Raw genomic sequence first — 13813 nt, 5'->3', positions numbered from 1 at the left:
ATATATTCCAATTCGCACACAGTGTGAAACCGATCATTCTGATTTCGCACATAGAACAAGACTAATGCGCACACAGTCGCGAGGAGAAACCACCATGGCCACGTATCCCGAGGGCGCGACCGCGCTCGTCACCGGCGGCGCGAGCGGAATCGGTGCGGCGTGCGCGAAACGCCTCGCCGGCGCCGGGGTCCGCGTCGTCACCGCCGACGTCGCCGCCGGGGCCGACGAGCAACTCGACGTCACCGACGCCGACGCCGTCGAGAAGCTCGCCGCCCGGCTCGGCAGCGTCGACATCCTCGTCAACAGCGCCGGTGTCGTGGGGCCGTCCGCTCCCCTGGTGGCCGTCGACCTCGAGGACTGGCGCCGCACGTTCCGCATCAACGTCGACGGGACGTTCCTCCTCTGCCGCGCGTTCGTGCCGGCCATGGCCGACGCCGGCTGGGGGCGGGTCGTGAATCTGGCGAGCATCGCGGCGAAGGATGGAAATCCCAACCAGAGCGCCTACTCGGCGTCGAAGGCCGCCGTGATCGCGCTGACGAAATCGCTCGGCAAGGAGGTCGCGCAAACCGGTGTCCTGGCCAACGTGGTGGCCCCCGCTGCGGTGGAGAGCCCGATGAATGCCGGCACCGACCCGGCGATCCTCGCGCGGTCACAGAGCCTGACCCCGATGGCCCGGATGGGACGGCCCGAGGAGATCGCCGAACTCGTCGCATGGCTGTGCTCGGAGGCGCTCAGCTTCTCGACCGGCGCCGTCTACGACGCCAGCGGTGGCAGGGCGTACTAGCGGGACACTCGCTTACAGCCAGTGCGGGGGCTCCGGGATCTCTCCGGCGGCGCCGAGTCCGACGGTGCCGCGTCCGGCGGCCCACCGCACGACCGCGGCGAGGGGGCCGGACACCTTCTCGGCGGGTGGTGACTCCGGCTGCACCGCAACCGGTTCACCTCCGTCGACCGCGAGCACGAGGCCGGCGCCGAGGTTCTTCTTTTGCCACATTCCGACGATGTCGGTGAGCAGCGACTCGAGGACGACGTCGGGGAAGTCGCCGAACCGGCCGCCGTTGCCGAGGTCCACGGCGTGGATCCAGACCTCCCGGGTGCGCATCCACGCCGTCTCCGACACCGGGACGGTGCGGCCCTGCGCGGTGCGGACCTGCGCCTCCCACGCCGAGGCCGGCAGGTGACGCCACTTCTCGTCGAGGCGGGCGACGGTGTGGTCGAACAGGTTCCGCAACGCCGCCGGCGACAGGGTGGCGCCCTCGGCGATCTCCCGGCCCCGCTGCTCCGGCGAGGCATACATCGGGGTCTCGATCCCGGTGGCCGCCCAGTCCAGCAGCCGGCACAACGCGGCCGCGTTGTAGCCGACGTGCGCGAGCAGATGCGCCCGCGACCACCCGGACAGGAGGGTGTCGCCATTCAGCTGCTCGTCGGACAGCTCGGCGAGGCGTTGCGCGAAGTACGCGGTGCCGCGGCGGGCGATCAGCAACCGCTCGGCCAGGGGAAGATCGTGGAAACCCACCGGGTGCACCCTTACTTGACGATCGTCGTGTTGCGGACGGTGCCCAGGCCCTCGATGGTGACCTCGACGGTCTGCCCGTCCTGAATGTAAAGACCGGGCTTACGGGCGTGCCCGACCCCGCCCGGGGTGCCGGTGATCACCACGTCACCGGGCTGCAACGTCACGATGTGCGAGATGTACTCCACCAGCTTGGCCGGGGTGAACACCAGATCATCGGTCGTGGTGCTCTGCACCACCTGCCCTTCCAGTTTCGTCTCCAGTGTCCCGCCGAACGTGTACGAGTCGGTGGTCGTCAGGAACGGCCCGAAACCGCTGGTCTTCTCGAACGTCTTGCCCTGATCCCACTGCAGCGTCCGGTACTGGTAGTCGCGCATCGTGTAATCGTTCATCACCGAATACCCGGCGATGTAGGACTCCGCGTCCGCCTCGGGCACCTGGTACGCCTGCTTCCCCACCACGAACGCGAGTTCCCCTTCCCAGTCCAACTGGGCGGCGGCATACGACGGCACGATCACGTCGTCGTACGGACCGGTCAGGGCCTCCTTGAACTTCGCGAACAGGGTCGGGTACTCGGGCAGATCCCGGCCCATCTCCTGAATGTGGTTGGCGTAGTTCAAGCCGACGCAGATGATCTTCCCCGGGTGCGGGACCACCGGGGCGTAATCGGCCCCGTCGAGATCGACGATGGCACCGGACGCGTTCTGCGCGAGCGTCTTCCAGTTCGGGTCGGTCAGCAGCGCGGACAGGTCCGGGTATCCGTCGATGATCGTGGCGGTGGCGTCGGAATCGACGCGGACGGCGACGGTGGTGCCGGCGCGGCGCAGGGTGGCAAGCTTCATGGGATTGTCAGGCTCCTTCGGAGATGTACGTGCGGTCAAAGTGCAGGCGCTCGACGATGGGGGCGTCGGAGAACGCGAACAGGTCGAATTCGGTGTCGGCCTCGATCGACCACTCCGTCCAGGACGGGACGACGATCATGTCGCCGGTGGCCACGGTGCGGGCCTGGCCGCCGAGGACGAACCGGCCCTCGCCGTCGAACACCTGGTAGACGGTGGACCCGACGTCGCGGCGGGGCCGGGTGCGGGCGCCGGCGCGCAGGCGGTGGAACTCGGCGCGGATGGTGGGCATCACGTCGCCGCCGGTGGTCGGGTTGGTGTAGCGGACCGCGGCATGACCGGGTTCGGTGGTCGCCGCATACCCCTCGTCCTCGAGCGCCAGCTGCTCGCGCAGCGCGGCGTCGGTGTGCTCCCACCGGTACGCCGCGATCGGCGAGGACGTCTTCGCGTCCAACCCGACCAGCGGTCGTAGCCCCGGATGCGCCCACAACCGCTCCGACCGGGACACGTCCGGGGTGGAGTCGTCGGTGACGTTCTCGGACCCGAATTCGAAGAACCCGGTGTCGGTGTAATGCACGAACGGGATGTCCAGGCCGTCGATCCAGGCCATCGGCTGATCGGTTTCGTTGTGGTGGCCGTGGAAATGCCAGCCCGGGGTCAACAGGAAGTCGCCGCGCCGCATCGCGACCGGATCGCCGTTGACGACCGTCCACACCCCCTCGCCCTCGACGACGAACCGGAAGGCGTTCTGCGCGTGCCGGTGCTCGGGGGCCACCTCCTTCGGTCCGAGGTACTGGATGGCCGCCCACAACGTCGGCGTCACATAGGGCACCCCACCCAGGCCGGGGTTCGCCAGGGCGATCGCCCGCCGCTCCCCGCCGCGGCCGACCGGCACGAGGTCCCCGGCGCGCTGCGCCAGCGGATACAGCGTCGACCACTTCCACACGAACGGCACCGCCCGCGACGTCGGCGTCATCGGCATCAGATCACCGAGCTGGGTCCACAACGGATTCAGGTGTTCGCTCTCGAAGTCCCGGTACAACTGGGCGAGCGGAGTGTCGTCGACGTGCGGTTCGGTAGCGGTCATGGCATCGACGCTAGGAGGGTCGGCGTCCCGGCCGATACAGAATTCTTCTGTGCAGAATTGCTGTCAGGGTTCGAGGTCGGCGATGTCCACCTCGAGCTCGCGAATCGCGTTCTTGATCTGCGACACCAGCGGTCCCTGTGAGTGCTGCCGGAAGCGGGTGATCGGCACGGCCACCGTCAGCGCCCCGACGGCCGTGCGGGCCCGGTTCCGGATCGCGACACCGAACGCCGCGACCCCTTCCTCGGTCTGCTGCACGTTGACGGCGAATCCGACGGCGCGGGCGGCGGACAGTTCTCGCCGGAACCGCTCGAAGTCGTCGGGTGACAGACGGCGGTCACCCCACTCGCGTTCGTCGTCGGCCAGATCCGCGGGCCTCAGGTACAGCTGTTCGAGGGTCTCCCCCGGCAGTTCTGCCAGCAGAATGCGCCCTCCCGCAGTCAATTCCGCGTCGAGCACCTGCCCCTGACGGTCGCCGACGCGCAACATCCCGGTCGACTCGGCGGACGACAGGAAGCGCGCCTGGGTGCCGACGCGGATCACGAGGTTGACGGTCTCGCCGCACAGGATCGCGAGGGCTTCCATGTGGGGCCGGCAGAGGTCGGTGAATTCACGGGTCCACCCGCGCTGTGCGGGGCCGGCGCCCATCGCCGACCCGGGGTGGTACATGCGTTTCTCGTCCTGAACGGCGAACCCCCGGTACACCAGCATTGCCAGCAGCCGGTGCGCGGTGGACGGCGCGATGCCGAGTTCCTCCGCAGCATCCTTGAGCCGCAGCCCGCCGACGTCGCGCAGCATCTGCAGGAGGCGCAACGCGTTGTCGACGGACTCCAACATGTACGTCGGCTTTTCGATCGTTCGCTTCTTCTGCACAGCAGAACTTTATTGCACGTGGGCTGTGCGCCGCATCACCCTCGATTCATGCCCCTCACTGCCACCACCGCGGCGCCACCGGTGAACCGCGTCGGACTGGACCGCACCGCCATGATCGCCGTCGTCGTCTGCTGGCTGTTCGTGGTCTTCGACGGCTACGACCTCATCGTCTACGGCAACGTCATCCCGAGCCTGCAGCAGGAATGGGGCATCAGCGCCGCGACCGCGGGCACGCTCGGCAGCCTCGCATTCCTCGGGATGATGATCGGCGCCGTGCTCGCGGGACGCCTCTCCGACGTGGTGGGACGCAAACGCGCGGTGATCGGATGCGCGATCGTCCTGTCCGTATTCACCGCGCTGTGTGCGCTGGCGACCGGACCGGTCATGTTCGGCGCATTGCGTCTGATCGCCGGACTCGGCTTGGGCGGCCTCGTGCCGACCTCCAATGCACTTGCCGCAGAGCTGATCCCCGCGAAGTGGCGCGCCGCGGTGGCCACGATGATGATGTCCGGTGTTCCCATCGGCGGTTCGATCGCGGCACTGATCGGCATCCCCGTCATCCCGAACTGGGGTTGGCAGCCGATGTTCGCCTTCGCGCTCCTCCCGCTGATCCTGCTGGTGCCGATCGCGTGGAAGACGCTGCCCGATCACACCGCCGCGGTGACGTCGACGGAGGTGCGGCCGGCAACCGGCTTCAGCGCACTGCTCGGTACCCGGTTCCGGTCTGTCAGCATCATGTTCGCGCTCGCCACCGTGGTCACCCTGCTCGCCTGGTACGGCCTCGGCACGTGGCTGCCCAAACTCATGCAGGGCGAGGGAACCGATCTCGGCAGCGCGCTCACGTTCGCGCTCGCACTCAACCTCGGCGCCGTGGCGGGCTCGTTCGTCACCGCGTGGGGCGGCGTCCGGTTCGGCACGATCCCCACGAGCATCGTCGCCGCACTCCTCGCGGGTCTCGCGTTGCTGACGTTGCTCACCGGCCCACCGGTGGCGCTGATCTATGTGATCTTCGTGCTCGCCGGCGTCGGGACACACGGAACCCAGTGCCTCATCATCGCGGCGGTCGCGTCCTACTACCCCGACTACCTCCGGGGCACGGCCCTCGGCTGGGCGCTGGGTGTCGGCCGAATCGGTGCCGTCGCCGCACCGCAGATCGGTGGCTGGCTCCTGGCCGCCGGACTCGGCGCGGATTCCAATTTCATCCTCTTCGGTGTCAGCGCCCTCGTCGCCGCACTGCTGCTCACCGTGATCTGGCGCCGCTTCCCCTCCCCCACGTGAGTGCCGCCGCGTGCCCTGGCACGCATTGCCACTCACATGCCCCGAACGCTCGAAACGAAGGAACTGTCATGTCGAATCTGCAGGACGCACGCATCATCATCGCCGGAGGCGGGATCGGTGGCGCGGCCAACGCCCTGGCTCTCGCCCGGAAGGGCGCGAACGTCACGTTGTTCGAACGTGCCTCCGAGTTCGGTGAGGTCGGCGCCGGACTGCAGGTCGGACCGCACGGCGCCCGCATCCTCGACTCCTGGGGCGTGCTCGACGACGTTCTCTCCCGGGCCTTCCTGCCGAAGAACATCGTGTTCCGCGACGCGATCACCGCGGAGGTGCTCACCACGATCGACCTCGGCGCCGAGTTCCGCGCCCGCTACGGCGGACCGTACTTCGTCACCCACCGCAGTGACCTGCACGCGACCCTCGTCGACGCCGCGCGGGCTGCGGGCGCCGAACTGCACACAGGCGTCACCGTCACCGACGTGATCACCGACGGTGACAAGGTGACCGTCGGCACCGACGACGGCTGCAGGCACGAAGCGGACATCGCGCTCGGCATGGACGGCCTCAAATCCCGGCTGCGGGGGAAGATCTCGGACGACGAACCCGTGTCCTCCGGCTACGCCGCCTACCGGGGCACCACCCCGTACCAGGACGTCGCACTCGACGAGGACATCGAGGATGTGGTCGGCTACATCGGACCGCGGTGCCACTTCATCCAGTACCCGCTGCGCGGCGGCGAAATGCTCAACCAGGTCGCGGTGTTCGAATCGCCCGGTTTCAAGAACGGAATCGAGAACTGGGGTGGACCCGAGGAGCTCGAACAGGCCTACGCGCACTGCCACGAGAACGTCCGCCGCGGGATCGACTACCTGTGGAAGGACCGGTGGTGGCCGATGTACGACCGCGAGCCGATCGAGAACTGGGTGGACGGGCGGATGATCCTGCTCGGCGACGCAGCGCACCCGCCACTGCAGTACCTGGCCTCGGGAGCCGTGATGGCGATCGAGGACGCCAAGTGCCTCGCCGACTATGCCGCCGAAGACTTCTCCACAGGCGGAAACTCCGCGTGGCCGCAGATCCTGAAGGAGGTCAACACCGAACGCGCACCGCGCTGCAACCGCATCCTCACCACCGGACGCATGTGGGGCGAGCTGTGGCACCTCGACGGCACCGCCCGCATCGCGCGCAACGAACTGTTCCGCACCCGCGACACGTCGAGCTACAAGTACACCGACTGGCTGTGGGGGTATTCGTCCGATCGCGCGTCATAACCGCTTCCCTGCCGGAATGGTTCGGCAGACTGGGAGCGTGACCCTCAACCTGGTGCAGACCCGTGTGTGGCGCGATGGCGAGTGCGTCGGCAAGGATTTCCCGCTTGCCGACGTGTCCGAACAGGTGAAGGACGAGAATGCGCTCGTGTGGGTCGACCTGTGCGACCCCGACCACGAGTGCCTGACCGAGCTTGCGGCCGAGTGGTCGCTCGATCCGAACGCTATCGAGGATGCCGTCGCCCGCGGTGAGCGGCCGAAGGCGACGCGCTATGCGGGCCATGCGTTCGTGACCGCGTACGCCACCTGGTTCGAGACCGACGACGTCAGCACTCTCGGCGTCCTCGATTCCCGGCTTCGGCTCAGCCGCGTCTCCGCGTTCGTGGTGCCGAACGGGATCATCACGGTGCGGCGGGACGATCGATTCGACATGTCGCAGGTGGTGGAGCGCTGGGAGGAGGACCCCGCACTGCTCACACCGGGTTCCGGCGCACTCGCGCTCCTGCACGGACTGCTCGACGCCATCGTGGACGGGCAGTTCGAGACGATCGAGATGATCGACGACGCGATCGAAGCGCTCGAGGAGGGCTTGTTCGACGAGTCCGCGCGGACCCGGGAGATTCAGCAGCGCACGTACCGGCTGCGGAAGGAACTGGTGCAACTGCGTCGCGTCGTGCTGCCGATGCGTGAGGTGGTGGGCGCCGTCATGCGCGGGCGCGCCGAATCAGGACGCGACAAGTCGCCGGTTCTCGACAGCTTGTACACCGATCTCTACGACCACGTGACGCGCGCCGCGGAGTGGACGGAGTCGTTGCGCGACATGGTGGTGACCGTCTTCGAGACGAATCTGTCGCTCCAGGATGCCCGGCTCAACACCGTCATGAAGAAGCTCACCGGTTGGGCGGCCATCATCGCGGTTCCCACCGCGGTGACCGGGTGGTTCGGTCAGAACGTCTTGTTCCCCGGAGTCGGGCAGCTGTCGGGAATGATCGCCAGCACCATCGTGATCGTGACGTCGGCCACCCTGCTCTACATCCTGTTCCGCCGACGCGACTGGCTGTAGTCGGGACGGACACGCCCTCAGGGCGCCGTCTTCGCTCCTGGCGACCCGGTCTCGCCCGCGGGAACGGCGGCGGCCTCGCTCATCAGGCGGGTGATCTCGGCACGGTCGGCGTCACCGGGCAGCCCCCAGCCGGTCCGGTAACCGTAGAGGTCGGCGAGCGTAATCGAATGCCGGTTGCCGTCCGCGACCTCGACGTCCGACGCGGTGATCAGGCCCGGGTGCGCGACACCACACGCCTCGGCCACCTTGAATACGTCCCGGCGCAACGCCCGCAGGTAGTTCGCGGCCCGGACCGATTTGATACCGGCGTCGAGTCCGTGTGCGAGCCAGGGGTTTTGCGTCGCAACACCCGTCGGGCACCGATCGGTGTGGCACTTCTGCGCCTGGATGCACCCGACCGCGAGCATCGGCTCACGCGCCACATTGATCAGGTCGCATCCGAGCGACATCGCCGCCACGGCATTGTCGGGCAGGCCCAGCTTGCCCGAGCCTATGAACGTGATGCCGTCGGTCAGACCGGCTTCCGCGAACTTGGCGTACACGCGCGCGAAGCCGCTACGGAACGGCAATGAGACCGCGTCGGTGAACACCAGCGGTGCCGCGCCGGTACCGCCCTCACCCCCGTCGATGGTCACGAAGTCGACACCCCGCCCGGAGTTGCTCATCGCGTCGACCAGCACGTCCCAGAACGTCGGGTCGCCGACCGCGGACTTGATCCCGACCGGCAGCCCCGTCTCGGCGGCGAGGAGCTCCACCCAGTCGAGCATGCTGTCGACGTCACGGAAGGCCGTGTGCCGGGACGGGCTGATGCAGTCACGGCCCTCCGGTACGCCTCTGATCTCGGCGATCTCCGGTGTCACCTTCGCCCCGGGCAGGAGACCCCCGAGGCCCGGTTTCGCGCCCTGGCTGAGTTTGATCTCGATGGCCCGCACCGGCGCCGACTCGACCAGCGCCCGGAGCCGCGCCAGGTCGAACCGGCCGTCCTCGTCGCGGCAGCCGAAATACGCGGTCCCGATCTGGAAGATCAGGTCTGCGCCGTTCCGGTGGTATCGGGAGATTCCACCCTCGCCGGTGTTGTGCAGGCAATCGGTGGCAGCGGCACCACGGTTGAGAGCGACCACGGCCGCGGACGACAGCGCCCCGAAACTCATCCCCGAGATGTTCACGATGGAGCGCGGGCGGAAGGCATGCGCCCGGCCGCGGGCGGCACCGAGCACCTTCGCCGACGGAATCGCGAGATGTTCGTCGGCATGCGGCATCGCCGAGGGAGGAATCTCCGAGAACGTCCGGTGCTTGATGATGGTGTAGCCGTCGGTGAACTCGATGTCGTTGTCCGTACCGAACCCGAACGTGTCGGTCACCCGCTTCGACGACGCGTACACCCAGCGACGCTGGTCCCGGGTGAAGGGACGTTCCTCGTCGTTGCCGGTCGTAATATACTGCCGGAGTTCCGGGCCGAGCGACTCGAGCAGATAGCGTCCGTGCCCGACCACGGGAAAATTCCGGAGCAGCGCGTGGCGTCGCTGAACAAGGTCGTACGACGCGATCGCAGCCGCGGCGGCAGCCGGAATTGCCAGGACGTTCCACCGCTTCATGAATTCACCGTACGCGCGCGCCGCCACTCGGATCGGCTCCTCGCGCCAATTTCACCCCGGCACGGACCCCGGAGTCGGAGCCTCCTGCGACACCGAAAGCAGCACCCGCAAGTTGTCGGTGACCACCCGAGCGGAAATGGTCGGATCGATGGCGCGCTGAATACCCAGTCCGACACCGAGACTGAGGATGCTGCCGGCCGCATCCTCCGCGGGCACCGGCAGGACGACCCCGAGTGAGTCGGTGAACGACTTCAGCAGTGTCACCGTGATCTCCCGCGCGACCCCGAGAGTGGCGGTGAGTGCGTCGCGGAGTTCGGGATCGTGGCGGGACAACACGATCAGCTCGAACTCGAGCATGGTCCATCCGACGTCGCCGAGCGTCTTCTCCGCCCAGGACTGGAACGCCTCGAGTCGCTCCTCCATCGTGTCGCCACCGCCGAGCGCCTCGGCGATCTCCTGCCCCTTGGTGGCGTGGATGAGCCCGAGCACCTCGAGGCACAGTTCCTTCTTGTTCTTGAAGTTGGAGTACACCGCCCCCTTGGAATAGCCGGCCTCGTCGGCCACCTTCTCGAGCGACGTGGCCGCGTACCCGTCGGCCAGGAAGAGGTCGCGTGCAGTCGCGACGAGATGCGCCCGCGTACGCGCCTGACTCTCCGACCTGGTCAATCGCGCCATGCTCACCCTTTCTTCGAAGCCCCTGCGAGAATATTCCAATTTTCATATACCGCCGGTATCTGGTTTCTGCTAGCTTCTAGATATGACTTCGAGTGACACACAATTCAGCCGCGGACTGGTGATCGGTTGCGGCGGCACGCTCGGCGCGGCCTGGACCGTGGCGGCCCTGGTCGCCGTGAGCGACGCGCTGGGCTGGGACCCACGCGACGCCGACGTCCTCGTGGGCACGTCCGCCGGCGCCGAACTCGTCACCATGCTGGGTGGCGGGGCGGGCGTCGACGAACTGCTCGCGATGCAGCTCGGTGGGCCCACCCATCCGGCGCTCGACGGACACCTCGCCGCCGCACCGGGACGGTTCCCGCCGCTCCCCGGGCCGGGCCTCGGTTCGCCAGGGCTGTTGCGCCGCGGGCTGCCACCCGTGACCGCCGCGAGCGGGCTCCTCCCCCACGGCCGCGGCGATGCCGCCTGGCTCGACCGGCTCGCACAGCGGTTCGCCTGCGACTCCGGCTGGGTGCGCCACCCGGCGACGTGGCTGGTGAGCATGGACTACGACACGGGAGAGCGCGTCGCGTTCGGCTCACCCGGTGCACCGACCGCGACCCTGTCCGAGGCGCTGCGGGCGTCGTGGGCGATTCCCGGCTGGTATCCGCCGGTCCACATCGGCGGCCGCCGGTTCGTCGACGGCGGCGCGGCGTCCACGGCATCCGCCGACCTGGTGCTGCCCCTCGAACTCGACGAGGTGGTCGTGCTGGCACCGATGGCGTCGACCGGCCGCATCGCCGGCCGCCGGGCGGCCCGGATCGAACGCCTGACGCTCCGGAACTGGATGAGTTCCGGGCTGGACGCCGAGATCGCGAAGCTGGAGGCGGCCGGCACCCGGGTGATACGCCTCGACGCGACCGCCGAGGACCTCGCCGTCATGGGTCCGAACTTCATGGACGGCCGGCGCCGGCTCGCCACACTCGAACATTCCCTCGTCACCACCCGCACTCAGCTCGCGAACGGAGTACGCGCATGAAGCATTACGACATTCTGATCGTCGGTGCCGGGATCTCCGGCATCGGAGCCGCAATTCGTCTGAAGCAGAGCGGAATCGACAACTTCGCCATCCTCGAGAAGGGGGACGCGCTGGGCGGGACCTGGCGCGACAACACCTACCCGGGCTGCGCGTGCGACGTCCCCTCGGCCCTGTACTCCTACTCGTTCGCACCCAACCGGGAGTGGTCGCGGTTGTTCGCCGGACAGGAGGAGATCCGCCGGTACATCGAGCGCACCGCCGCCGAACACGGGGTGCCCGCACACGTGAAGTTCGGCACCGAGATGCAGCGTGCCCATTGGAGCGAGCAGAGCAGGCGGTGGACGGTCGACACGTCCGCGGGCACGTTCACCGCGAACGCCGTCATCGCCGCCGCCGGACCGTGGAACGAACCGCTCGTTCCCACCATCCCCGGCCTCGACACCTTCACCGGCGAGGCGTTCCATTCCTCCCGCTGGAATCACACCTACGACCTCACCGGCAAACGCGTGGCCGTAGTCGGAACCGGTGCATCCGCAGTGCAATTCGTCCCGGCGATCCAGCCGCAGGTCGAAACGCTGCATCTCTACCAGCGCACCGCGCAGTGGGTGCTACCGAAACCGGATCACACCCTGCCCGGCGTCGAGCGCGCGATCCTGCGCCGGGTACCGGGTGCGATCCGCGCGCTGCGACGCGTCGAGTACACGATCATGGAAACGCTCGGACTCGGTTTCCGGCACCCGTGGATCCTGCGGGTGATCCAGCAGATCGGCAAGGCACAACTCCGCGCGCAGGTGCGGGATCCGAAGCTGCGCACGGCATTGACCCCCGACTACACGCTCGGCTGCAAGCGACTGCTGCTGTCCAACACCTACTACCCCGCACTCACCCGCCCGAATGTCGAGGTCCACGCCAACGCCGTGGAGTCGGTGCGCGGAAACGTCGTCGTCGGCAGCGACGGCGCAGAACGGGAAGTGGACGCCATCATCTTCGGCACCGGCTTCCACATCCTCGACATGCCGATCGGTGCCAAGCTGTTCGACGGCGACGGTCGCAGCCTCGACGATCACTGGAAGGGCAGCCCGCAGGCCTACCTCGGCACCACCGTCGCGGGTTTCCCCAACGCCTTCGTCCTCCTCGGGCCCGCGCTGGGCACCGGTCACACGTCGGCGTTCATGATCCTCGAGGCGCAACTCGACTACCTGATCCAGGCCGTCACCAGTGCCCGGAGCAACGGGTGGACCAGGATGGAACCGCGCCGGGAAGTGCAGGACGCGTTCAACGCCCAGGTCCAGGAAGCCCTGGCCACCACCGTGTACAACGCCGGTGGTTGCCAGAGCTACTTCCTCGACGTCAACGGCCGCAACAGCTTCAACTGGCCGTGGTCGACCGACCGCATGCGGCAGCGACTCGGCCGGTTCGACGAGGCGGCGTACGACGTGTCGCGTGAGCCGGCGTCGGCTACAGCGACTTCGCGATGATTCCCTTCATCACCTCGTTGGCGCCCGCGTAGATCTTCTGGACGCGGGCGTCCTCGTACATCCGGGCGATCAGGTACTCACGCATGTACCCGTAACCGCCGTGCAACTGCACGCACCGGTCGATCACCGCACACTGCTGCTCGGTGAGCCAGTACTTGACCATCGCCGCCTCGGACGGGTCCAGTTCCCCACGCAGGTGCGCCTCGATGCAGTGGTCCAGGAACACCGCACAGGTGCGGGCGATGGTCTGGCACTCGGCGAGCTCGAACGCCGTGTTCTGGAACTCGAACAGACTGTGTCCGAACGCCTGCCGCGACTTCGTGTACGCAACGGTGTCCTCCACCGCACGCGTCATCGCACCGGACGCCTGCGCGCCGATGATCAGCCGTTCCTGCACCAGCTGCGCCATCAGCTGCCCGAAACCCTGCCCCTCCTCGCCGAGCAGGTTCGACACCGGCACCCGCACATCGGTGAACGACAACTCCGACGTGTCGGCCCCGTGCTGACCGACCTTGTCCAGCACCCGCCCGACAGCGAACCCCGGGCAGTCCCGCAGATCGACGATCAGCAGCGCCACCCCCTTGGCGCCGGCCTTCGGGTCGGTCGTGACCGCCAGCACGATCATGTCGGCCGACGCACCGTTGGTGATGAACGTCTTCGACCCGTTGACGATGTACTCGTCACCGTCCCGGATCGCGGTGGTCTTGATCGCCTTGAGGTCCGATCCGGCGCCGGGCTCGGTCATGCCGATGGCGCCGAGGATCTCCCCGGTCGCCATCCCCGGCAGCCAGCTCTTCTTCTGCTCCTCGGTGCCGTACTCGAGGAGGTAGTGCGCGACGATCCCCGAATGCACCGAGATGCCGAGCGCGAGGTCGCCGGCATAGCCCTGGGCCTCGAACACGGCGAGGTCGTGGGCGAACGTGCCCCCACCGCCGCCGTACTCCTCCGGGATCGAGCAGCACAGCAACCCCAACTTGCCCGCCGCCAGCCACACCGCACGGTCGATGCGATGCTGGGCGTCCCACTTCTCGTTGTGCGCGACCACCTCACGTTCGAAGAACCCGACCGCGAGCTCGGACAGGGCCTTCACCTCGTCGTCGTGCCACGACGGGATGTGCTTCTTCATCGCCTG

Annotated in this window: 13 protein-coding genes; 6 read left to right on the top strand and 7 right to left on the bottom strand. The window is 67.9% G+C overall.

The features are described 5' to 3' along the window. Positions 1–94: 94 nt before the first annotated feature. On the top strand, positions 95–784 hold the full coding sequence (locus GO592_RS05240) for an SDR family NAD(P)-dependent oxidoreductase (protein ID WP_007300367.1): 690 nt from the start codon (positions 95–97) through the stop codon (positions 782–784). A gap of 12 nt (positions 785–796) precedes the next feature. On the opposite strand, the gene GO592_RS05235 is transcribed toward GO592_RS05240, so the two are convergent. From GO592_RS05235 to GO592_RS05220, 4 genes are all read right to left on the bottom strand, one after another. Continuing rightward, positions 797–1516 carry a maleylpyruvate isomerase family mycothiol-dependent enzyme gene (locus GO592_RS05235; protein WP_007300366.1) on the bottom strand — a complete coding sequence of 240 codons (720 nt, stop codon included), beginning with the start codon at positions 1514–1516 and terminating at the stop codon, positions 797–799. Between the two features lie 11 nt (positions 1517–1527). Next, positions 1528–2355, bottom strand: coding sequence for a fumarylacetoacetate hydrolase family protein (locus GO592_RS05230; protein ID WP_007300365.1), 828 nt, complete (start codon positions 2353–2355; stop codon positions 1528–1530). A 7-nt stretch (positions 2356–2362) separates the two neighbouring features. Further along, complete coding sequence (locus GO592_RS05225) at positions 2363–3439, bottom strand: cupin domain-containing protein (RefSeq protein WP_007300364.1); 1077 nt, start codon at positions 3437–3439, stop codon at positions 2363–2365. Between the two features lie 63 nt (positions 3440–3502). Further along, positions 3503–4309 carry an IclR family transcriptional regulator gene (locus tag GO592_RS05220; RefSeq protein WP_007300363.1) on the bottom strand — a complete coding sequence of 269 codons (807 nt, stop codon included), beginning with the start codon at positions 4307–4309 and terminating at the stop codon, positions 3503–3505. A gap of 48 nt (positions 4310–4357) precedes the next feature. Here GO592_RS05220 and GO592_RS05215 point away from each other — a divergent pair, with 48 nt between their 5' ends. The 3 genes from GO592_RS05215 to GO592_RS05205 all read left to right on the top strand — a co-directional run bounded on the left by GO592_RS05215 (position 4358) and on the right by GO592_RS05205 (position 7915). Next, positions 4358–5587, top strand: a complete 1230-nt coding sequence (locus GO592_RS05215) for an MFS transporter (RefSeq protein WP_007300362.1) — start codon at positions 4358–4360, stop codon at positions 5585–5587. A 68-nt stretch (positions 5588–5655) separates the two neighbouring features. Continuing rightward, positions 5656–6855, top strand: coding sequence for an FAD-dependent monooxygenase (locus GO592_RS05210; protein WP_007300361.1), 1200 nt, complete (start codon positions 5656–5658; stop codon positions 6853–6855). A 37-nt stretch (positions 6856–6892) separates the two neighbouring features. Then, complete coding sequence (locus GO592_RS05205) at positions 6893–7915, top strand: magnesium transporter CorA family protein (protein ID WP_007300360.1); 1023 nt, start codon at positions 6893–6895, stop codon at positions 7913–7915. Positions 7916–7932: 17 nt separating this feature from the next. On the opposite strand, the gene GO592_RS05200 is transcribed toward GO592_RS05205, so the two are convergent. Further along, positions 7933–9510 carry an FMN-binding glutamate synthase family protein gene (locus GO592_RS05200; RefSeq protein ID WP_237720601.1) on the bottom strand — a complete coding sequence of 526 codons (1578 nt, stop codon included), beginning with the start codon at positions 9508–9510 and terminating at the stop codon, positions 7933–7935. Between the two features lie 51 nt (positions 9511–9561). Continuing rightward, complete coding sequence (locus GO592_RS05195; RefSeq protein ID WP_005253918.1) at positions 9562–10185, bottom strand: TetR/AcrR family transcriptional regulator; 624 nt, start codon at positions 10183–10185, stop codon at positions 9562–9564. 82 nt (positions 10186–10267) lie between these two features. Between GO592_RS05195 and GO592_RS05190 the strand changes: the two genes are divergently transcribed. Together GO592_RS05190 and GO592_RS05185 are read left to right on the top strand one after the other, a co-directional pair. Further along, a complete protein-coding gene (locus GO592_RS05190) occupies positions 10268–11203 on the top strand; it encodes a patatin-like phospholipase family protein (RefSeq protein WP_007300358.1) in 936 nt (311 codons plus the stop codon). Further along, positions 11200–12681 carry a flavin-containing monooxygenase gene (locus GO592_RS05185; RefSeq protein ID WP_007300357.1) on the top strand — a complete coding sequence of 494 codons (1482 nt, stop codon included), beginning with the start codon at positions 11200–11202 and terminating at the stop codon, positions 12679–12681. The genes GO592_RS05190 and GO592_RS05185 overlap by 4 nt, the downstream gene beginning before the upstream one ends. Here the strand turns inward: GO592_RS05185 and GO592_RS05180 are convergent. Further along, positions 12662–13807, bottom strand: a complete 1146-nt coding sequence (locus GO592_RS05180) for an acyl-CoA dehydrogenase family protein (RefSeq protein WP_007300356.1) — start codon at positions 13805–13807, stop codon at positions 12662–12664. The genes GO592_RS05185 and GO592_RS05180 overlap by 20 nt on opposite strands. Positions 13808–13813: the final 6 nt, after the last annotated feature.

Origin of the sequence: Rhodococcus sp. 21391 (genome assembly GCF_016772255.1) — a bacterium.
Classification (GTDB): domain Bacteria; phylum Actinomycetota; class Actinomycetes; order Mycobacteriales; family Mycobacteriaceae; genus Rhodococcus_F; species Rhodococcus_F opacus.
This window is presented reverse-complemented; position numbering and strand designations above follow the sequence as displayed.